Raw genomic sequence first — 18,877 nt, forward strand, 5'->3', positions numbered from 1 at the left:
CACGCTGGTCAATGCGGGTATTGATTGCCCTGACTGCGACCGGCGTCCACCGCCCACCCATTACCCGAGGTTGTCATGACGACAGTGATTATTGAGCCAAAAAAAGAGCCGCAGGACGTGCCGGGCATGGTCATTCCGCCACCTGGCGTGAGCGAGCCAGTAATAAAAAACACCTTCTTTTTCCCTGATGTGGATCCGAAGCGCGTGCGCGAGCTGATGCGTCTGGAGCAGACCGTTTCCGCGCTACGCCTGAATGATGCGATTAAAGCCGGTATGGCTGAAACCAATGCGGAGCTTGCCCTGTGGCGGGTTGAGCAGATGGCCGCAGGGCATGACACGCTGGCCGATGTGCCTGCCGATGATATCGATGGCGAAAGCGTGCGCTGTTTCCACTATTTCCGCGCTGTCTGCGCCATGACCAGCGCCACGCTGTTTGAGCGCTATCGCGGCATCGATGCGACTGCAAAAGGCGACCGCAAGGCGGAAAGCACCGAGGCGGTTATCGATGAGCTGTGGCGGGATATGCGCTGGTCTGTGGCGCGTATTCAGGACAAGCCGCGCTGTATTGTCGGTCAAATCTGATGAAGGTCAGGGCGATGCAGGGCGACACCCTCGATGCGATTTGCGCCCGGTATTACGGGCGTACTGAGGGCGTCGTTGAAACGGTGCTGCAGGCGAATCCGGGTCTGTCGGAGCTGGGCGTTATTCTGCCGCACGGCACGACAATAGAGCTGCCCGAAACTGACAGCGCCCCGAAAACCGAGACGGTGAATTTATGGGACTGAGTGTGGAAAAAATCACGACGTTTATCGCTTACTGGCTGGCCGTGGGGCTGGCGTATTTCGGGGCGATGTCCCCCGAAAAGCTGGCGCTCTATGTGGGGAGTGCCTGCGCCATTTTTACCGCGCTGACGAATTACTGGTTTAAGCGCAAAACCTACCGCTACCTGACCTCACTCGGACTCGATAAGGAGGCTGCCCGTGAGTTCAATCATTAAACGCTGCAGTGTGGCCGCCGTGCTGGTGCTGGCCGCGCTGATGCCTGACTTTCGTCTGCTTAACACCTCGCCCGAGGGGCTGGCACTGATTGCCGACCTCGAAGGATGTCGCCTGACACCTTACCAGTGCAGCGCGGGAGTGTGGACGTCGGGCATCGGCCACACTGCCGGGGTGGTCCCGAAAGGGGATATCACCGAGCGACAGGCGGCGGAGAATCTCGTTGCCGATGTGCTCAACGTTGAGCAACGGCTCGCGGTCTGTGTGCCGGTGGATATGCCACCGCGCGTCTATGACTCGCTGGTCAGTTTTGCGTTTAACGTCGGAACCGGTGCGGCCTGCAGGTCGACGCTGGTCTCGTTTATCAAACGTCACCAGTGGTGGCAGGCGTGCGACCAGCTCACCCGCTGGGTGTATGTCAATGGCACAAAAAACAAAGGGCTGGAGAACCGCCGCGCGCGGGAATGGGCTTACTGCGTAAAGGCGATGCAATGAAAGTGCTGATGATCCTGCTGGCCGGGCTGCTCGCTGTGGTGCTGTGGCTGAGACATGAAAATGAGAACTTATCCCAGTCATTTGAGAAAGCGAACCGCGTCGCCAGTGCGCAAAAGACGACGATTGGCATGCTGAAAAATCAACTTGCCGTATCGCAGCGAATCGCCAGGGCGAACGAGGAAGCGCAGGTCAGGCTCGGTGATGATCTGGCCGTTGCCGGTGAGCAGGCGGCAAGGCGGGAAGAAACCATAACGAGGCTGATGAATGAAAATGAGACGCTACGCCGCTGGTACAGCGATAAGCTGCCTGATGCTGTGCGCCGGTTGCACATCCGAACAGGCTGCGCCTCCGCCGCCCGTTGTTTACAACGCCTGCCCGAAGGTGAGCCTCTGCCCGATGCCGGGAAGCGAACCCGTCACTAACGGTGATCTGAGTGCCGATATTCGCAGGCTTGAGCACGCGCTCACCGCCTGCGCGATTAAGGTCGAAACCATCAAAGACTGTCAGGATAAAATCGATGCAGAAAATGAAAAGCCTGCGCAAAGCGCTGAATGACGCCGTCCCGCAGCTCCTGAATAACCCCGAGATGATGCGTATCTTTGTCGATGAGGGGAATATTGATGCGCGTCTCGCGGCTTCGCTGTCCCATGAAAAGAAATACACGCTGAATGTGATCGTGTGTGACTTTGTCGGCGACCCCGACCTGATTTTTGTGCCGGTGGTGGCGTGGCTGCGAGAAAACCAGCCGGATATCTGCACGCTCGATGAGGGGCGCAAAAAGGGCTATCGATTCCAGATGGATTTAAACGACGGCGATAATGTTGATATCAGTATCAGCCTGCAACTGACCGAGCGCACCCTTGTCCGGGAAGAAAACGGCGCATTACATGTCAGCTATGCCCCGGAGCCGCCACTGCCTGAGCCTGTCACCCGTCCGACAGAGCTCTATATCAATGGTGAACTGGTGAGCAAATGGGATGAATGAATTTAAGCCTTTTGACGATAAACTAGCGGGGCTGATTTCGGCAATATCACCGGCTGGTCGGCGTAAGCTGGCCGCTGAAATAGCAAAGCAACTGCGCAGATCCCAACAGCAACGTATCAAACAGCAAAAAGCACCTGATGGCTCGCCCTATCAGGCTCGAAAACGCCAGCCGCTCAGGGCAAAAAAAGGGCGAATAAAACGGGCGATGTTTCAGAAGCTGCGAACGAGTCGCTACATGAAAGCCAGTGGCCGCAATGATTCTGCTGTGGTGGAGTTTAAGGGCAGAGTGCAACGTATTGCGCAGATTCATCAGCTCGGACTCAAAGACCGACCTAACCCTCATACTCAGGAAGTGCAGTATCCAGAGCGCAAGTTACTCGGTTTTAGCAGGAACGATAAACAGTTAATTGAGGCTCTTGTTTTTGCTCATCTAAGTTGAATGAACTGCGAGTTTATCTGTCCCTGCTGATGGTGTGTGATTGATATTTGATGAAAATCTAAAAACGATATGATGGAAAGTGTCTTCTGTATGATTATCAAGAATATCATGGTCAGATAATTTATTGGTCACGGATGATGGGTCTTAAAGCGGATTCATGTTAATAGATTGATTTTGTTGGAGTTTTTTTGTTCTCTATGGGTGTTGGAAAAAATAGATATAAATATGCTTATCTTTCTTGTCAAATTGGTTCAGTCAGTAGAAAATATGTGTAAATGTAAATTCTTTGATTTTAGTTAGGGAGGTTTTTATGAATGAAATCTCTTACGCATTTTTTCGATCATTTATCGATGCTTCACCATTCATTATTTTTGTGATAGTGGCCTTATTCGCTCTGCGGGGGCCTGCGTTGAGATTTATTGCTCGGAACTTACTTGATTCTGGCAAGGATAGGTATAATACGGCAACTAAAGATAATGATGCAAAGAAAGGTGGTAATACTGAAAGTCAACCAATGACAGATGAAAAAATAAAATTTCATATTCGTAAAATACTTCTGAATGAGAGCGGTCAAAAATATTTTGATGCGTACAAGGAAAATGTCGAAAATTTAATAGAGATAAGGCAAAAGGAATTGGCTGATTATGCTTTAACCAGCGTTTTTTCTGAAAATAAAATTGAAGAGGCGATCGCTGAATCATTGCATGATACAGTAGAGGCTACTACTAAAAAATTAATCAGAGAGAGTGAGCAGTTTAAGGTTTTAGAGAAAGAAACTATTGAAAAGTTAAATTTAATAAAAATATCATCATTTTTGGAGCATCTGGAGAAAGAATATGATGCTACTAGAAGTACAAAGGCTCTGATGAGTAATATGTTTATTTTGGTGAATGTTTTTTATTTTTTTGGTATGTTAGGCTTTCTTATTTTTGGGCAAAGCATAATAACTACACCAGCTATTTACTTGGCGTTATCGTTTTCCTATATTGGGTTGGGTGCGTTTGTTGTTTATATGATTAAATTTTGTAACGCACGAAGTTTAACGTTACTTTCTCTTCGGGAAGATTTTTTAAAACGAGAGCAAATAAGTAATATGGCTGCTAAAATGGTAGAGTTAGGGACAAGTGAACATCATGTGGCTTTGTTGCAATTGATGAATTCCAGTATCGCAACAAAAGAACAAAAAATCAATCATCCTTATGAAATGCTTTTATATGGTATAAAAGATTCGAATATTATGTTCAAGGGTGGAAAGTTTGAAATAAAAAAAGAAGCTTCAGGGAAGCCTAACCCATAAGGTGACATGCAATAGGCAGAAATATACACCTGCCTCTTTTGGAATAGGGTGTGTTAAAACTCCGTTCAAAAACTTATTGCGTAAGGTAATAAAAATCTGAAATCGAGCTATAAGCTAGTGGAATCGAATTTTTCGTAGTATGTCAGTTTCAGCTTGGTTTTGGCAATTCTGCGATCAGAAGCATTTTCACATACCTAGGGAACAAAGCTGGAAGTCCGGCTAGGTTTCAGTCAGAGCCTCAAAGGAGGATCTGGCCCGAAATGGCAAATCTGAATTGCCGTTTGTTGTTTCATCCTTAACAAAACTTCCCTTGATTGCCGCTGGCCTTGCCCGGCGGCATTCTTTCCCCATGAATACATTAAATTCCATTCAGGATATCGCCCGCGCGATCCGTAACCTTATCCGCACCGGCATTGTGACTGCAGTCAATCCCGATGAGGGGCTCTGCCGTGTCCAGACAGGTGGCATGCAAACTACCTGGTTAAACTGGCTGACCTGCCGCGCCGGTCGCTCGCGGGTCTGGTGGGCTCCCTCGGTTGGCGAGCAGGTGCTCATTCTTGCCATTGGCGGCGAGCTTGATACCGCCTTTGTGCTACCCGGTATTTTTTCTGATGACCATCCCGCGCCGTCGGCCTCGCCTGATGCCTTTCACGTTTCATTTCCTGACGGGGCGGTTATCGAGTACGAACCCGAGAGCGGGGCGCTCACTGTGAGTGGTATCAAAACTGCTGACGTTACCGCGTCGGACTCGATTACCGCAACGGCGCCGCTGGTACTGGTCAAAGCGTCCACCCGCATTACGCTCGATACCCCCGAGGTGGTCTGCACCAAAAAGCTGACCACGGCCACGCTTGAGGTGCAAAAAGGCGGGAAGATGAGCGGCGACATCGAGCACGGCGGCGGTACGTTTAAATCAAACGGCGTGCAGGTGGATGACCATGACCACGGCGGCGTGAAACGGGGCGATGACAGAACTGTGGGGACAAAATGACAACGAGCTATCTGGGCATGAACAGTCATACCGGGCTCAGTATTTCTGAGGTTGAGCATATCAGGCAGAGCGTGCGCGACATTCTGGTCACGCCGGTTGGCTCGCGTGTGATGCGTCGTGAATACGGCTCGCTGCTGTCGGCGCTTATTGACCAGCCGCAGACCCCGGCGCTACGTCTGCAGATTATGGCCGCGTGCTATTCCGCGATCCAGAAGTGGGAGCCACGCGTCAGCCTGACGACCATCACCTTTGAACGCGGGGAGAATGACGGCGCGATGTATGTCGATATCACCGGCACGCGGTCGACGTCAGGCCAGCCCTTTTCTATCACCCTTCCACTGAGTTAAACACTATGGCTATTGTTGACCTGAGCCTGCTCGCTGCGCCTGATGTGGTGGATGAGCTGGATTATGAAACCATTCTGGCAGAACGAAAAGTGACGCTTGTCTCACTGTACCCGGAGGAACAGCAGGAGGCGGTTGCGCGCACGCTGACGCTTGAATCTGAGCCGATTGTTAAGCTGCTGCAGGAGAACGCTTACCGGGAGGTTATCTGGCGTCAGCGCGTGAATGAATCGGCGCGCGCGGTCATGCTGGCGTATGCCGCCGGTAATGACCTCGATAATATCGGCGCAAATTTCAGTGTCGGGCGTCTTGTTATCACGCCTGCCGATGAGACCACGCTGCCGCCCACACCTGCCGTTATGGAGTCGGACACCGATTACCGTCTGCGCGTTCAGCAGGCATTTGAAGGAATGAGTGTGGCCGGGTCTGTCGGCGCTTATCAGTTCCATGGCCGCAGCGCTGACGGGCGGGTCGCAGATATCTCAGTAACCAGCCCGTCACCTGCCTGTGTGACGATTTCTGTGCTGTCGCGTGAAAACAACGGCGTCGCCTCTGATGAGTTGCTCACAGTTGTCCGTAACGCGCTTAATGCCGAAGATGTCAGGCCGGTCGCAGACCGTGTGACGGTGCAGTCAGCCGACATTGTTGACTACCAGATAACCGCCTCGCTTTATCTCTATCCCGGTCCCGAGAGTGAACCCATTCGCGCCGCTGCCGTGAAAAAGCTGGAGGGCTATATCAGTGCGCAGCACCGCCTCGGGCGTGACATTCGCCTGTCTGCCATTTATGCCGCGCTGCATGTCGAAGGTGTCCAGCGAGTGGAGCTGGCCGCACCGGTGGCTGACCTCGTGCTCAGCAGTGCGCAGGCGTCATTTTGCACTGATTACAGCATTGTGATCGGGGGCTCGGATGAGTGATACCCGTCTGCTGCCGGTGGGCTCGTCACCGCTTGAGGTGGTGGCGGCGCGTGCCTGCGCGGATATCGAAAACACCCCCGTCCCGCTGCGTCGTCTGTGGAGCCCTGACACCTGCCCGGCAAATTTGCTGCCGTGGCTGGCGTGGGCGTTTTCTGTCGACCGCTGGGATGAGAACTGGCCGGAGGAAACGAAGCGCGCGGTCATCCGTGATGCGTACTTTATTCACTGCCACAAAGGGACTATCGGTGCTGTTCGTCGGGTGGTGGAGCCGCTCGGCTATGTCATCAACGTCACGGAGTGGTGGGAGACCAGCGACCCGCCCGGCACATTCCGGCTTGATATCGGTGTGCTGGAAAGCGGTATCACTGAGGAAATGTATTTTGAAATGGAGCGCCTGATTGCGGATGCGAAGCCTGCCAGCCGTCATCTGATTGGTCTGAATATTATCCAGGACATTCCCGGTCATATGTTTGTCGGTGGTGTGGTGTATGACGGCGACATTATTACGGTTTATCCCGGATGAGTGAGGAATAATGAGCACGAAATTTAAAACAATCATTACCACTGCCGGAGCTGCAAAACTGGCGGCGGCGACGGTGCCGGGTGGTAAAAAAGTGAACCTTACCGCGATGGCCGTCGGTGATGGCGGCGGCGCACTGCCGGAGCCGAACGTCGGGCAGGTAAAGCTCATCAATGAAGTCTGGCGTCATGCGCTGAATAAAATCAGCCAGGACAACAAAAATAAAAACTATATCGTTGCGGAGCTGGTCATTCCTCCCGAGGTGGGCGGCTTCTGGATGCGTGAGCTGGGTCTGTATGATGACGCAGGCACGCTGATAGCCGTTGCCAATATGGCGGAGAGCTACAAGCCGGAGCTGGCGGAGGGCTCGGGGCGTGCGCAGACCTGTCGTATGGTGATTATTGTCAGCAGTATCGCCTCAGTAGAGCTGTCCATTGACGCGACAACGGTCATGGCGACGCAGGATTATGTTGACGACAACCTGGCAGAGCATGAGCAGTCCCGCAGGCATCCTGACGCCACGCTGAAAGAAAAAGGCTTTGTGCAACTCAGCAGCGCCACCGACAGCACGTCTGAGAGCCTCGCAGCGACGCCGAAAGCGGTTAAGGCGGCGTATGACCTCGCCAGTGGTAAATATACGGCTCAGGACGCGACCACGGCGCAGAAAGGTCTGGTGCAGCTCAGTAGCGCCACCGACAGCGTGTCTGAGGCGCTCGCCGCGACGCCAAAGGCAGTTAAGGCGGCGTATGACCTTGCCAGTGGTAAATATACGGCTCAGGACGCGAGCACGGCGCAGAAAGGTCTGGTGAAACTCAGCAGCGCCACCGACAGCACATCTGAGACCCTCGCCGCGACACCGAAAGCGGTTAAGGCGGTGAATGATAATGCGAATAGTCGCGTCCCGTCTGAGCGAAAAGTTAACGGACATTCGCTGACAGGTGATATCAGCGTCACGTCACAGGATATTTTTGACGGTCAGTGTGTTGAAATTGGTCCGGGTCAGGATCTGGATAATTACCAGACGCCGGGTCTGTATTTTCAGCCCGCAAATGCCAATACCAGCGCAGCATTGCATTACCCGGAAAACAACGCCGGTTCGCTGATGGTGTTAAAGGGCGCAGGGATAACGCAGGTTTATCGCGTGTACAGCAGTTCCCGAAGCTATTCGCGGAGCAAATATTCCACGCAGCCGTGGACGACGTGGACACCCGATGATGCTTTTCCTGTCGGCGCGCCGATTCCGTGGCCATCCGATACCGTTCCGCCCGCTCACGCCTTAATGCAGGGACAACCGTTTGATAAATCAGTCTATCCGTTGCTGGCGGTGGCGTATCCCTCCGGCGTTATTCCTGATATGCGCGGCCAGACGATAAAGGGCAGACCTGATGGCCGTGCTGTCCTGTCTCAGGAGCTGGACGGCATTAAGTGGCACGACCACGGCGCAACGGTCGCAAGTACCGACCTCGGAAACCGGGACACCACCGGATTTGATTACGGAACCAAACCGGTATCGGTCTTTGACTATGGCACCAAATCCACAACCGGCGCGGGCGCACACAACCACCCGATTTCCGGGCGAACGCAGTTCGGGCAAGCGGGGGATGTTGTTGCCATGTCCAATACCGGCTCTGACAGGACAAACTGGGGGGCTGTTGGTGGCGTCGGCGACCACGCTCACGCCGTCGGCATTGGCGCGCATGATCACGTTGTGGGGATCGGGGCGCATGCTCACTCTGTCTACATTGGCGCGCACAGTCACGGCGTGACCGTTTCGCCCTCGGGTCAGGCTGAAAACACCGTAAAAAACACCGCATTTAATTATTTAGTGAGGCTTGCATAATGGCTTTTAAAATGACCAGCACCAACCGGGTTATTACGATTTACAACCTGTCATCTTCCACGAATGAGTTTATCGGTAAAGGGGATGGTTTTATTCCGGCCAATACAGGCCTGCCTGCCTACAGCACCGATATTGCGCCCCCAAAAGTGACGGCGGGTTTTGTGGCTGTTTTCGATGCTCAGGCTAATAAATGGTCTCGGGTGGAAGACCACCGCGGGACAACCGTCTATGACATCAGCACCGGTCAGCCCGTTGTTATTGAAAAGCTGGGCGCTCTGCCTGATAACGTTGTGTCGGTTGCACCTGACGGGGAGTATGTAAAATGGGATGGCGCTAAGTGGATCCACGATGCCGAAGCGGAAAAAACATTTCGTCAGGGACAGGCGGCGCAGGAAAAAGCAAACCTGCTGATTATAGCAACATCGACCATCGCTCCCCTTCAGGATGCTGTTGATATGGATATGGCAACGGAAGACGAAGCCGCGCGTTTACTCGCATGGAAAAAGTATCGCGTCATGCTCAACAGGGTCAAACCCGAAGATGCCCCTGATATCACATGGCCGGAACTGCCCGCATAACCGGCATCACTCAGGCGGGCGGTTGCCCGCGCTTTCCTGCTCCCCGGTTGTGTCAGACCTTATCCAACCCTGACAAATAGCCCGCCATCACCACACAACAGAAAATACACTCACCCTTAGCCACGGAGTTAAACGGATGAGTGATTTTCATCATGGCGTAGAAGTCATCGAGATTAACGATGGCGTGCGCACCATTTCCACCGTCTCAACGGCCATCATCGGCATGGTCTGCACGGCCAGCGATGCTGACGAAAAGACATTTCCCCTCAATGAGCCGGTGCTCATTACTAACGTGCAAAGCGCTATCGGTAAGGCGGGCAAAAAGGGGACGCTGTCGACATCCCTGCAGGCCATCGCTGACCAGTGCAAACCGGTCATTGTGGCCGTGCGCGTGGCCGAAGGCGCAGAAGACCCGGATGACCCGGAGGCCGGGAAGAAACAAACCATTTCCAACATCATCGGCACGACCGACGAAAACGGCAAATATACCGGCCTGAAAGCGCTGCTGACGGCGCAGACCGTCACCGGCGTGAAGCCGCGCATTCTCGGCGTGCCGGGTCTGGATCCGCAGGAAGTGGCGACGGCGCTCGCGTCCACCTGCCAGAGCCTGCGCGCCTTTGGCTATGTCAGTGCGTGGGGCTGCAAAACCATTTCTGACGCCATTAACTACCGCGAGAATTTCAGCCAGCGTGAGCTGATGGTTATCTTCCCTGATTTTCTGGCATGGGACACCACGGCGAATGAGACTGCGACAGCCTGGGCAACGGCGCGCGCGCTCGGTCTGCGTGCCAAAATTGACCAGACCGTCGGCTGGCATAAAACTCTGTCAAACGTCGGCGTGAATGGCGTCACCGGCGTCAGCGCCTCTGTGTCGTGGGATTTGCAGGAGCCCGCGACCGACGCCAACCTGCTTAACAAAGCCGGTGTTACGACGCTTATCCGCAATGACGGTTTCAAGTTTTGGGGAAACCGCACCTGCTCAGATGACCCGCTTTTCCTGTATGAGAACTACACCCGCACTGCGCAGGTACTGGCCGACACGATGGCGGAGGCGCATGCGTGGGCGATGGATAAACCCATTACCCCAACCCTCATTCGCGACATCGTATCGGGTATCAATGCCAAATTCCGCGAGCTGAAAAATAACGGGTATATCGTTGACGGCTCCTGCTGGTATGACCCGGAGTCGAACGAGACCGCGACCCTCAAAGTCGGGAAGCTGTATATCGATTACGACTACACCCCCGTCCCGCCGCTGGAGAACCTGACCCTGCGCCAGCGCATCACCGATACCTATCTGGCGAATCTGTCGGACTCGGTCAACAGCTAAGGAGCTCAGAACATGGCGTTACCCCGCAAACTTAAATATCTGAATATGTTCAACGATGGCCTCAGCTACATGGGCGTCGTTGAGTCCGTCACCCTGCCAAAACTGACCCGCAAGCTGGAGAAATATCGCGGCGGTGGGATGCCGGGTGCGGTATCAATTGACCTTGGCCTCGATGACGACGCGCTGTCGCTGGAATGGACGCTCGGCGGTCTGCCTGACGTTGAACTGTGGGCGCAGTATGCCTCGCCGGGCGCTGACAGTGTGCCGCTGCGCTTTACAGGCTCTTTCCAGCGTGATGACACCGGCGCGATTTCTGCCGTCGAGGTGGTGATGCGTGGCCGTCACAAAGAGTATGACGGCGGTGAGAACAAGCAGGGCGAAAGCGGCACGACCAAAATGTCGACTGAGTGCGCCTATTACCAGCTCACGATTGATGGCCGCGAAGTCATCGAGATTGACGTCGTTAACATGGTGCTGAAAGTCGACGGCGTCGACCGTCTGGCGGAGCACCGCAGGGCGATTGGCCTGTAATCCCTTACCCGGTCAGTGAGGCTGGCCGGTCACTTTTACTGATGAGAATACCCATGAAAAATATCAATGAAACTGCCGTTACTGACACTGAAACCGTCAATCCGAATGTGGTGATTTTTGACACTCCGCTGATGCGCGGTGAGCAGAAAATTGAGCAGGTCACGCTGACCAAACCGAATGCCGGAACCCTGCGCGGGGTGTCGCTGGCCTCGCTGGCGAATTCCGACGTTGATGCGCTGATTAAAGTGCTGCCACGCATGACGTATCCCGCTCTGACCGAGCACGAGGTCACGCGTCTCGATGCGTCTGATCTGATTTCGCTGGCCGGGAAGGTGGTCGGTTTTTTGTCGCCTGCTTCGGGTCGCTGACCTTTCCGAAAAACCTGTCGGTCGATGACCTGATGGCGGATATCGCGGTGATTTTCCACTGGCCGCCATCAGAGTTACATTTCCTGAGCGTGACCGAGCTCCTGATATGGCGCGACAAGGCGCTGCAACGAAGCGGAAACCATCATGAGCAATAACGTCAGAATCGAGGTGCTGCTGAATGCCGTCGACCGGGCAAGCCGCCCGCTCAAAGCCATTCAGAACGCCAGTAAATCCCTGTCCGGTGAAATCCGCACGTCACAGAAAAGCCTGCGCGAACTGAATGCGCAGGCATCCCGTATTGACGGATTCCGAAAAGCCAGCGCGCAGCTTGTCGTAACCGGCCACGCGCTTGATAAAGCGAAACAGGAAGCCGAAGCACTCGCCACGCAGTTTAAAAACACGGAGCGCCCGACGCGCGCACAGGCGCAGGTGCTTGAATCCGCGAAGCGTGCCGCCGAAGGGCTGCAGGCGAAATACAACAGCCTCACGGAGTCCATAAAGCGCCAGCAGCGCGAGCTCGGTGCGGCGGGGATTAATACCCGTAATCTGGCAAATGATGAGCGGGGGCTTAAATCCCGTATCAGTGAAACCACCGCGCAGCTTAACCGTCAGCGCGAGGCACTGGCGAAAGTCAGCGCACAGCAGGCGAAGTTAAGCCGGGTGAAAGAGCGGTATCAGGCCGGTAAATCACTGGCCGGTAACGCGGCGGCGGCGGGAGCTGTCGGTGTCGGTGTGGCGACGGCGGGAACGATGGCCGGGGTTAAGCTGCTGATGCCGGGCTATGAATTTGCGCAGAAGAACTCAGAGCTGCAGGCGGTGCTCGGTGTCGACAAGCAGTCACCTGAAATGCAGGCGCTGCGCAAACAGGCGCGTCAGCTCGGGGACAATACGGCGGCCTCTGCCGATGATGCGGCGGGGGCGCAGATTATTATCGCCAAAAGTGGCGGGGATGCGGCGGCCATTCAGGCGGCGACGCCGGTCACGCTGAATATGGCGCTGTCCAACAAGCGCACGATGGAAGAGAACGCCGCGCTGCTGACCGGGATGAAATCAGCGTTTCAGCTCTCAAATGACAAGGTCGCGCATATTGGTGATGTTCTCTCGATGACGATGAACAAAACCGCCGCCGATTTTGACGGGATGAGCGATGCGCTGACCTATGCCGCGCCGGTGGCGAAAAATGCCGGGGTGAGTATCGAGGAAACCGCCGCGATGGTGGGGGCGCTGCACGATTCTAAAATCACCGGCTCGATGGCGGGGACGGGAAGCCGTGCTGTTATGAGTCGCCTGCAGGCACCGACCGGCAAAGCCTACGACGCCATCAAAGAGCTCGGGGTGAAAACCTCCGACAGCAAGGGCAACACGCGCCCGATATTTTCCATCCTGAAAGAAATGCAGCGCAGTTTTGAGAAAAATAATCTCGGGACGGGTCAGCGCGCCGAATACATGAAAACCATTTTCGGGGAGGAAGCCAGCTCGGCGGCCGCCGTGCTGATGACGGCGGCCTCAATCGGCAAGCTCGATAAGCTCACTGCCGCATTTAAAGCCTCGGACGGTAAGACTGAGGAGCTGGTTAAGGTTATGCAGGATAACCTCGGCGGCGACTTCAAAGAATTTCAGTCAGCCTATGAGGCGGTCGGGACTGACCTGTTTGACCAGCAGGAGGGCTCACTGCGTAAGCTGACGCAGACGGCCACGCAGTATGTGCTCAGACTCGACGGCTGGATCCAGAAAAATAAGGGGCTGGCGACCACCCTCGGCGTGGTGGTCGGGGGGGCGCTGGCGCTGATCGGGGTGATGGGCGGGATTGGCCTGATTGCCTGGCCGGTGGTGATGGGGATAAATGCCATCATTGCGGCGGCTGGCGTTCTCGGGGTGGTTTTCAGTACGGTCGGCGGCGCGATTGTCACGGCCATTGGCGCAATCAGCCTGCCGGTGCTGGCGGTTGCCGGGGCGGTGGTGGCCGGGGCGCTGCTCATCCGTAAATACTGGGAGCCGATTGGCGCATTTTTCTCGGGGGTGGTGGAGGGGCTGAAAGCTGCCTTTGCCCCGGTGGGGGCAATGTTTACCCCGCTCGCGCCGGTGTTTGATGCCATTGCGGAAAAGCTGGGCGTTGTCTGCCAGTGGTTTAAAGACCTGCTTGCGCCGGTGAAAGCCACGCAGGACACGCTCGACAGTTGCAAAAATGTCGGCGTGGCGTTTGGTCAGGCGCTGGCTGATGCGCTGATGACGCCGCTCAACCTGTTTAACAGCCTGAGCGGCAAGGTTGACTGGCTGCTGGAGAAACTCGGCGTTATCAAAAAAGAATCGACCGACCTCGACCAGACTGCAGCCAACGCGGATAAGGCTTCACCGGGTGGCGGGTATATCCCTGCGACAGCGAGTTATGGCGGGTATCAGGCGTATCAGCCGGTCACTGCGCCTGCAGGTCGCTCTTATATCGACCAGAGCAAAAGCGAATACAACATCACCCTGCAGGGTGGCGTTGCGCCGGGTGGTGACCTTGATCGCCAGCTCCGCGACGCCGTCGACAAACTTGACCGTGAAAAGCGCGCGCGTCAGCGATCCAACATGAGACTCGACTGAGAGAGGGGGCAAAATGTTAATGGTGCTGGGCTTTTTTGTGTTTGAACGGCGCACCCTGCCGCATCAGTCGATGCAGTATTCGAAGGACTACCGGTGGGTGTCCAATGACCGTATCGGCAAACGACCGGCTTATCAGTTTCTCGGGGAGGGGGAAACCTCGCGCACCCTGTCGGGGACGCTTTACCCTGAAATCACCGGCGGGCGTCTGTCGTTGCAGGCGATTGAGCTGATGGCCGACGAGGGGCGTGCGTGGCCACTGATTGACGGAACCGGTATGATCCACGGGATGTACGTTATCGATAAAGTGACTCATAACCACACCGAGCTTTTCAGCGACGGCGCAGCGAGAAAAATCGAGTTCACTCTGTCCCTGAAACGTGTCGACGAGTCGCTCGCGGCCATGTATGGCGACCTGAAAACGCAGGCGGATAATCTGGTCACGTCTGCCGGTGAATGGGCGGGAGGGCTGGCAGGATGATAACGGGAATGAATATTCAGGCCGGGGCGCGTGTTGCGCCTGCGTATATGCTCACGCTGGACGGGGCGGATATCACGCAGAATTTCAGCGACCGGCTCATCGGCCTGACCATGACCGACAATCGCGGATTTGAGGCTGACCAGCTCGATATTGCGCTCGATGATACCGACGGGCTGGTCGAGCTGCCGCCGCGCGGGGCATCGCTGACGCTGTGGCTGGGCTGGCAGGTATCCGCACTGGTCAACAAGGGGAGTTTCACGGTTGATGAAATCGAGCACCGGGGCGCGCCTGATACGCTGACCATCCGGGGACGTAGTGCAGATTTTCGCGGCTCGCTAAACTCGCGGCGCGAGCAGTCATGGCACGACACCACGCTCGGGGTGATTGTGGAGACCATCGCGCAGCGTAATAAGCTGACGGCCAGTGTTGCTGACTCCCTGAAAGCTATCGCCATTCCCCATATCGACCAGACGCAGGAATCCGACGTGGCGTTTTTGTCCCGCCTTGCTGAGCGTAACGGTGCATCCGTGTCGGTGAAAGCCGGGAAATTATTGTTCCTGAAAGCCGGTAGTGCGATGACGGCCAGTGGTAAGCCGATCCCACAAATGACTGTCGAGCGTGGCGACGGCGACCGCCATCAGTTCGCCATTGCAGATCGGGAGGCTTACACCGGCGTGACGGCGAAATGGCTACACACCAGAGACCCTGAACCACAAAAGCAAAAGGTAAAGCTCAAACGTAAACCCAAAGAGCAGCACCTGCGCGCGCTGCAGCACCCGAAAGCCGCTAAAACATCGATAAAGGCTAAGAAGAAAAAAGAGCAGGAAGCGCGGGAAGGTGAGTACATGGCCGGAGAGTCGGACAACGTTCTTGAGCTCACGACCATCTATGCCACAAAGGCGCAGGCCATGCGCGCGGCTCAGGCAAAGTGGGACAAGATACAGCGGGGCGTGGCGGAGTTTTCCATTACGCTTGCCACTGGCCGGGCTGATTTATTTCCTGAAACGCCAGTGGCCGTGAAAGGCTTTAAGCGCGTGATAGACGAGCAGGCGTGGGTAATCAGCCGTGTGGTGCACAGCCTTAACGGGAGCGGCTTCACGACGGGCCTAGAGCTTGAGGTTAAGGTTTCTGATGTGGAGTATGAGAGCGAGGAAATAACGCACTAATTTAATATATGCATTTGTTTTATAAGGTTAAAATGAGTAAAATCATTGTATTGAAAACGCTCAGAGGTGCTCATCATGTTTCACTGCCCGAAATGCCATTACGCCGCTCACGCCCGCACGAGTCGCTATTTTTCTGACACCACAAAAGAGCGGTATCATCAGTGCACAAACATCAACTGCAGTTGTACTTTTGTCACAACGGAAACCGTTGAGCGTTTCATCGTTTCGCCGGGGGAAGTCGTACCGGCTCCACCGCATCCTACAACATCAGGACAGCAGCAAATCCAATGGATGTGATGAAAGATAAGGCCCTGCAACTGCAGGGCTTTTTGCAACTTATTGAACAGAATAATGTTAAGTACATTCTTGCTGGTATCGTGCCATGAGCAAACGTTATTAAAACTGGATTGTAGTAGCATTAAGTTAGGAACAACATAAGTCTCTTAAACCGATGATTTTGCAGGATTACGTGAAAAGGAGTTATTGATGAAAGCAGAACTGATTGAATTATATAAGGACAGCTTGCTTTTGGGGAAATATATTGAACTGGAAAATGTTGCTAACGGAATGCTCCCCGCCCTCTATCCGGGTAGGGCATTAGATGATCTTTCGGACGAAGAACTAGTTACGTTAACTAAAGCTGTAATCACGGGTATGACTTCGTGGGTTTGTTAGTACATGGTTAACAGTTAGCAGCGATTGACCTGACTTAAGAAACGAACTCTCTTACGAGCATTCATAATGCTGCTCTTTGCTTATTGCAGATGGATCAGTATCTGTTAAAACAAAACCCCGCAAATGCGGGGTTTTTTATCGATGTGGTCAATGTGTGGACGTTGTAAGAAATAAATCCATTTATTTCAGTATCTTACAGGCAAAAAATAAGCCTGCGTAAGGGAGATTACGCAGGCTAAGGAGGTGGTTCCTGGTACAGCTAGCATTTATGGGTTATGTTTTTCAGCGGAGGGGATAATACCCTTAATGAACGAAACGGTATGTGATCGATTTCTAAGAATCTTCCGAACGCTGAAAAATAACCGTAATTAACTACTTAGTATGCGGGTTGCGCGTGGACTCACCGGTAAAATTACGCATCAACAATGCATAATTCAGATCGATATCCTCTGGTACTGGCATCCACACGGTGTAACCGTCGCCCGGTGCAACCGGCATGGCTTCACCTTTCGCGTTTTCCATCTGTTCGAGGGTAAAGTTAATGTTGCCCTGTGGGGTCATCAGCTCCAGGCTGTCGCCGACGGTGAATTTGTTTTTCACCAGTACGGCGGCCAGTTCACCTTTACGTTCGCCGGTGAATTCGCCGACAAACTGCTGACGCTCGGAAACAGAGAAGCCGTATTCGTAGTTCTGATAGTCGTCATGGGTATGGCGGCGCAGGAACCCTTCGGTGTAACCACGATGCGCCAGGCCTTCCAGCGTTTCCAGTAGTTGCGGGTCGAACGGTTTACCGGCTGCGGCATCATCAATGGCTTTACGATAGACCTGCGCGGTACGTGCACAGTAATAGTATGACTTGGTGCGGCCTTCGATCTTCAGGGAATGCACGCCCATCTGCGTCAGGCGTTCAACGTGGGCAATGGCACGCAAATCCTTTGAGTTCATGATGTAAGTGCCATGTTCGTCTTCGAACGCGGTCATATACTCACCCGGACGCTGGGCTTCTTCAATCATAAAGACTTTATCTGTCGGTGCGCCGATACCCAGCGTAGGCTCAACGTTTTGTACCGGGATAGGCTCGTACTTATGCACGATATTGCCCACCACGTCTTCTTTGCCTTCCTGCACGTTGTATTCCCAGCGGCAGGCATTGGTGCAGGTACCCTGGTTAGGGTCACGCTTGTTGATATAGCCAGAAAGCAGGCAACGGCCGGAGTAGGCCATACACAGCGCGCCGTGAACGAAGATCTCAAGCTCCATATCCGGCACCTGGGTGCGGATCTCTTCGATTTCTTCCAGCGACAGCTCGCGGGAGAGGATCACGCGGGTCAGCCCCATCTGCTTCCAGAATTTCACCGTTGCCCAGTTTACGGCGTTAGCCTGTACTGAAAGATGAATGTCCATGTCAGGGAAGTTTTCGCGCACCAGCATAATCAGACCAGGGTCTGACATGATCAGTGCATCCGGCCCCATTTCCACCACCGGTTTCAGATCACGAATGAAGGTCTTCAGCTTGGCATTGTGTGGGGCAATGTTAACCACCACATAGAATTTTTTACCCAGTTCATGGGCTTCATTAATGCCGAGCTGCAGGTTTTCGTGGTTGAATTCGTTGTTGCGTACGCGCAGTGAGTAACGCGGTTGGCCCGCATACACAGCGTCAGCGCCATAGGCGAAAGCGTAACGCATGTTTTTCAGCGTTCCCGCCGGGGAAAGGAGTTCCGGTTTAAACATAATTTTCTCGTTCTGATGACAGGTCAGACTCGCCTCACTCAATGAGGCGGTTAGGGGAGTGCCCCCATATTAAGGGCGGGCATTGTAGCGCTGCGAGGAAGTCAGGTAAAGAAAAACGCCGGGCGACAGCGTTGCGTTACCCGGCTGAGCAAATAATTATCAGGTCTTATCTTTTATCGTCTGACTGACACCATTGGTCTTAACTGAAGCAATACCGGTCTCGCGTGACTGTTCATTCGCATACAGTTGACTGCTACCAATAATCTGGTGGTTTGCTGCTTTCAGGTTGAAATGTAATTTGCCATTAGACGCTGTTTTTTTCTCATAACGCTCATCCAGAGGGCTGTTAGCCTGGACAGATGCGATCCCTTTTTCTGCAGCGCCTTTTGTAGTGTAAAGCTCACTGGTAAGGATTATTTCCCCGTTCCCAGCTTTAAGAACAAAGCGGTACTGATCATCGCTACTCTTACTTAATTCAAACCAACCAGCCATATGAACTCCTTGATTAAAAGTTTTATATCAAACAGTTATTGACGACAGTATTGTCAGAAAGAGTATGAGCGATATTTGGAGAGTTGCTAGTTACCAGGGCTCACGGAGCAGCGGAG

26 protein-coding genes are annotated in these 18,877 nt (G+C 54.0%); 24 read left to right on the forward strand and 2 right to left on the reverse strand.

Annotated elements, in window-relative coordinates; translation table 11 throughout:
• The first annotated feature begins 75 nt into the window (after nucleotides 1–75).
• From SK38_RS02350 to SK38_RS02455, 24 genes are all read left to right on the forward strand, one after another.
• Nucleotides 76–582 carry a head completion/stabilization protein gene (locus SK38_RS02350; protein ID WP_048234978.1) on the forward strand — a complete coding sequence of 169 codons (507 nt, stop codon included), beginning with the start codon at nucleotides 76–78 and terminating at the stop codon, nucleotides 580–582.
• The gene (locus SK38_RS02355; RefSeq protein WP_048218635.1) at nucleotides 582–785 is read left to right on the forward strand and encodes a tail protein X; all 204 of its coding nucleotides are present in this window, start codon (nucleotides 582–584) and stop codon (nucleotides 783–785) included. The genes SK38_RS02350 and SK38_RS02355 overlap by 1 nt, the downstream gene beginning before the upstream one ends.
• Nucleotides 776–997, forward strand: coding sequence for a phage holin family protein (locus SK38_RS02360; RefSeq protein WP_048234979.1), 222 nt, complete (start codon nucleotides 776–778; stop codon nucleotides 995–997). Before SK38_RS02355 ends, SK38_RS02360 begins: the two co-directional genes overlap by 10 nt.
• The gene (locus SK38_RS02365; protein ID WP_048234981.1) at nucleotides 981–1,490 is read left to right on the forward strand and encodes a lysozyme; all 510 of its coding nucleotides are present in this window, start codon (nucleotides 981–983) and stop codon (nucleotides 1,488–1,490) included. The genes SK38_RS02360 and SK38_RS02365 overlap by 17 nt, the downstream gene beginning before the upstream one ends.
• The gene (gene lysB, locus SK38_RS02370; RefSeq protein ID WP_048234983.1) at nucleotides 1,487–1,912 is read left to right on the forward strand and encodes an Rz-like lysis system protein LysB; all 426 of its coding nucleotides are present in this window, start codon (nucleotides 1,487–1,489) and stop codon (nucleotides 1,910–1,912) included. Before SK38_RS02365 ends, lysB begins: the two co-directional genes overlap by 4 nt.
• Nucleotides 1,800–2,045 carry an Rz1-like lysis system protein LysC gene (gene lysC, locus SK38_RS25140; protein WP_231587302.1) on the forward strand — a complete coding sequence of 82 codons (246 nt, stop codon included), beginning with the start codon at nucleotides 1,800–1,802 and terminating at the stop codon, nucleotides 2,043–2,045. Before lysB ends, lysC begins: the two co-directional genes overlap by 113 nt.
• The gene (locus SK38_RS02375) at nucleotides 2,008–2,475 is read left to right on the forward strand and encodes a phage tail protein (RefSeq protein WP_048234985.1); all 468 of its coding nucleotides are present in this window, start codon (nucleotides 2,008–2,010) and stop codon (nucleotides 2,473–2,475) included. The genes lysC and SK38_RS02375 overlap by 38 nt, the downstream gene beginning before the upstream one ends.
• Entirely contained in the window at nucleotides 2,468–2,914 is a 447-nt protein-coding gene (locus tag SK38_RS02380) for a phage virion morphogenesis protein (RefSeq protein ID WP_048234987.1), read from the forward strand. The genes SK38_RS02375 and SK38_RS02380 overlap by 8 nt, the downstream gene beginning before the upstream one ends.
• A gap of 310 nt (nucleotides 2,915–3,224) precedes the next feature.
• Nucleotides 3,225–4,211 carry a hypothetical protein gene (locus tag SK38_RS02385; RefSeq protein ID WP_048234989.1) on the forward strand — a complete coding sequence of 329 codons (987 nt, stop codon included), beginning with the start codon at nucleotides 3,225–3,227 and terminating at the stop codon, nucleotides 4,209–4,211.
• A gap of 349 nt (nucleotides 4,212–4,560) precedes the next feature.
• Nucleotides 4,561–5,202 (forward strand): phage baseplate assembly protein V, encoded by a 642-nt coding sequence (locus SK38_RS02390; protein ID WP_048234990.1) that lies wholly within the window; start codon nucleotides 4,561–4,563, stop codon nucleotides 5,200–5,202.
• Nucleotides 5,199–5,549 carry a GPW/gp25 family protein gene (locus tag SK38_RS02395; protein ID WP_048234993.1) on the forward strand — a complete coding sequence of 117 codons (351 nt, stop codon included), beginning with the start codon at nucleotides 5,199–5,201 and terminating at the stop codon, nucleotides 5,547–5,549. Before SK38_RS02390 ends, SK38_RS02395 begins: the two co-directional genes overlap by 4 nt.
• A gap of 5 nt (nucleotides 5,550–5,554) precedes the next feature.
• Nucleotides 5,555–6,463: a baseplate assembly protein gene (locus SK38_RS02400; protein ID WP_048234995.1), complete on the forward strand. Its 909-nt coding sequence runs from the start codon at nucleotides 5,555–5,557 to the stop codon at nucleotides 6,461–6,463.
• A complete protein-coding gene (locus tag SK38_RS02405) occupies nucleotides 6,456–6,986 on the forward strand; it encodes a phage tail protein I (protein WP_048234997.1) in 531 nt (176 codons plus the stop codon). Before SK38_RS02400 ends, SK38_RS02405 begins: the two co-directional genes overlap by 8 nt.
• Before the next feature lie 10 nt (nucleotides 6,987–6,996).
• Nucleotides 6,997–8,823, forward strand: coding sequence for a phage tail protein (locus tag SK38_RS02410; protein ID WP_048234998.1), 1,827 nt, complete (start codon nucleotides 6,997–6,999; stop codon nucleotides 8,821–8,823).
• Complete coding sequence (locus SK38_RS02415) at nucleotides 8,823–9,401, forward strand: tail fiber assembly protein (RefSeq protein ID WP_048235000.1); 579 nt, start codon at nucleotides 8,823–8,825, stop codon at nucleotides 9,399–9,401. The genes SK38_RS02410 and SK38_RS02415 overlap by 1 nt, the downstream gene beginning before the upstream one ends.
• A gap of 136 nt (nucleotides 9,402–9,537) precedes the next feature.
• Entirely contained in the window at nucleotides 9,538–10,731 is a 1,194-nt protein-coding gene (locus SK38_RS02420; RefSeq protein ID WP_048235001.1) for a phage tail sheath protein, read from the forward strand.
• Nucleotides 10,732–10,743: 12 nt separating this feature from the next.
• Nucleotides 10,744–11,262, forward strand: coding sequence for a phage major tail tube protein (locus SK38_RS02425; protein WP_041327772.1), 519 nt, complete (start codon nucleotides 10,744–10,746; stop codon nucleotides 11,260–11,262).
• 53 nt (nucleotides 11,263–11,315) lie between these two features.
• Nucleotides 11,316–11,630, forward strand: coding sequence for a phage tail assembly protein (locus SK38_RS02430; RefSeq protein WP_019077156.1), 315 nt, complete (start codon nucleotides 11,316–11,318; stop codon nucleotides 11,628–11,630).
• Entirely contained in the window at nucleotides 11,627–11,785 is a 159-nt protein-coding gene (locus tag SK38_RS02435) for a GpE family phage tail protein (RefSeq protein ID WP_322976063.1), read from the forward strand. The genes SK38_RS02430 and SK38_RS02435 overlap by 4 nt, the downstream gene beginning before the upstream one ends.
• A complete protein-coding gene (locus SK38_RS02440; protein WP_048235004.1) occupies nucleotides 11,775–14,216 on the forward strand; it encodes a phage tail tape measure protein in 2,442 nt (813 codons plus the stop codon). The genes SK38_RS02435 and SK38_RS02440 overlap by 11 nt, the downstream gene beginning before the upstream one ends.
• Before the next feature lie 13 nt (nucleotides 14,217–14,229).
• Complete coding sequence (locus tag SK38_RS02445) at nucleotides 14,230–14,694, forward strand: phage tail protein (protein WP_041327766.1); 465 nt, start codon at nucleotides 14,230–14,232, stop codon at nucleotides 14,692–14,694.
• A complete protein-coding gene (locus SK38_RS02450; RefSeq protein WP_048235006.1) occupies nucleotides 14,691–15,860 on the forward strand; it encodes a phage late control D family protein in 1,170 nt (389 codons plus the stop codon). The genes SK38_RS02445 and SK38_RS02450 overlap by 4 nt, the downstream gene beginning before the upstream one ends.
• A gap of 75 nt (nucleotides 15,861–15,935) precedes the next feature.
• Nucleotides 15,936–16,157: a DNA-binding transcriptional regulator gene (locus SK38_RS23520; RefSeq protein ID WP_075553023.1), complete on the forward strand. Its 222-nt coding sequence runs from the start codon at nucleotides 15,936–15,938 to the stop codon at nucleotides 16,155–16,157.
• 189 nt (nucleotides 16,158–16,346) lie between these two features.
• A complete protein-coding gene (locus tag SK38_RS02455; RefSeq protein ID WP_048235007.1) occupies nucleotides 16,347–16,535 on the forward strand; it encodes a hypothetical protein in 189 nt (62 codons plus the stop codon).
• A gap of 372 nt (nucleotides 16,536–16,907) precedes the next feature.
• Here SK38_RS02455 and trhP read toward each other — a convergent pair whose 3' ends face one another.
• Entirely contained in the window at nucleotides 16,908–18,269 is a 1,362-nt protein-coding gene (gene trhP, locus SK38_RS02460) for a prephenate-dependent tRNA uridine(34) hydroxylase TrhP (protein WP_032943948.1), read from the reverse strand.
• Between the two features lie 159 nt (nucleotides 18,270–18,428).
• Nucleotides 18,429–18,761: a YegP family protein gene (locus SK38_RS02465; RefSeq protein ID WP_048224506.1), complete on the reverse strand. Its 333-nt coding sequence runs from the start codon at nucleotides 18,759–18,761 to the stop codon at nucleotides 18,429–18,431.
• Between the last annotated feature and the right edge of the window lie 116 nt (nucleotides 18,762–18,877).

The organism is Citrobacter sp. MGH110 (assembly GCF_001037515.1).
In the GTDB taxonomy this organism is placed as follows: domain Bacteria; phylum Pseudomonadota; class Gammaproteobacteria; order Enterobacterales; family Enterobacteriaceae; genus Citrobacter; species Citrobacter portucalensis.

Coding starts and splice junctions, on each gene's coding strand:
- SK38_RS02375 (WP_048234985.1), top strand. CDS start 2,008: ATGCAGAAAATGAAAAGCCTGCGCAAAGCGCTGAATGACGCCGTCCCG.
- SK38_RS02385 (WP_048234989.1), top strand. CDS start 3,225: ATGAATGAAATCTCTTACGCATTTTTTCGATCATTTATCGATGCTTCA.
- lysB (WP_048234983.1), top strand. CDS start 1,487: ATGAAAGTGCTGATGATCCTGCTGGCCGGGCTGCTCGCTGTGGTGCTG.
- SK38_RS02395 (WP_048234993.1), top strand. CDS start 5,199: ATGACAACGAGCTATCTGGGCATGAACAGTCATACCGGGCTCAGTATT.
- SK38_RS02380 (WP_048234987.1), top strand. CDS start 2,468: ATGAATGAATTTAAGCCTTTTGACGATAAACTAGCGGGGCTGATTTCG.
- SK38_RS02450 (WP_048235006.1), top strand. CDS start 14,691: ATGATAACGGGAATGAATATTCAGGCCGGGGCGCGTGTTGCGCCTGCG.
- SK38_RS02400 (WP_048234995.1), top strand. CDS start 5,555: ATGGCTATTGTTGACCTGAGCCTGCTCGCTGCGCCTGATGTGGTGGAT.
- SK38_RS23520 (WP_075553023.1), top strand. CDS start 15,936: ATGTTTCACTGCCCGAAATGCCATTACGCCGCTCACGCCCGCACGAGT.
- trhP (WP_032943948.1), bottom strand. CDS start 18,269: ATGTTTAAACCGGAACTCCTTTCCCCGGCGGGAACGCTGAAAAACATG.
- SK38_RS02440 (WP_048235004.1), top strand. CDS start 11,775: ATGAGCAATAACGTCAGAATCGAGGTGCTGCTGAATGCCGTCGACCGG.
- SK38_RS02350 (WP_048234978.1), top strand. CDS start 76: ATGACGACAGTGATTATTGAGCCAAAAAAAGAGCCGCAGGACGTGCCG.
- SK38_RS02405 (WP_048234997.1), top strand. CDS start 6,456: ATGAGTGATACCCGTCTGCTGCCGGTGGGCTCGTCACCGCTTGAGGTG.
- SK38_RS02355 (WP_048218635.1), top strand. CDS start 582: ATGAAGGTCAGGGCGATGCAGGGCGACACCCTCGATGCGATTTGCGCC.
- SK38_RS02465 (WP_048224506.1), bottom strand. CDS start 18,761: ATGGCTGGTTGGTTTGAATTAAGTAAGAGTAGCGATGATCAGTACCGC.
- SK38_RS02390 (WP_048234990.1), top strand. CDS start 4,561: ATGAATACATTAAATTCCATTCAGGATATCGCCCGCGCGATCCGTAAC.
- SK38_RS02455 (WP_048235007.1), top strand. CDS start 16,347: ATGAAAGCAGAACTGATTGAATTATATAAGGACAGCTTGCTTTTGGGG.
- SK38_RS02415 (WP_048235000.1), top strand. CDS start 8,823: ATGGCTTTTAAAATGACCAGCACCAACCGGGTTATTACGATTTACAAC.
- SK38_RS02425 (WP_041327772.1), top strand. CDS start 10,744: ATGGCGTTACCCCGCAAACTTAAATATCTGAATATGTTCAACGATGGC.
- SK38_RS02360 (WP_048234979.1), top strand. CDS start 776: ATGGGACTGAGTGTGGAAAAAATCACGACGTTTATCGCTTACTGGCTG.
- SK38_RS02410 (WP_048234998.1), top strand. CDS start 6,997: ATGAGCACGAAATTTAAAACAATCATTACCACTGCCGGAGCTGCAAAA.
- SK38_RS02430 (WP_019077156.1), top strand. CDS start 11,316: ATGAAAAATATCAATGAAACTGCCGTTACTGACACTGAAACCGTCAAT.
- SK38_RS02420 (WP_048235001.1), top strand. CDS start 9,538: ATGAGTGATTTTCATCATGGCGTAGAAGTCATCGAGATTAACGATGGC.
- lysC (WP_231587302.1), top strand. CDS start 1,800: ATGCTGTGCGCCGGTTGCACATCCGAACAGGCTGCGCCTCCGCCGCCC.
- SK38_RS02445 (WP_041327766.1), top strand. CDS start 14,230: ATGTTAATGGTGCTGGGCTTTTTTGTGTTTGAACGGCGCACCCTGCCG.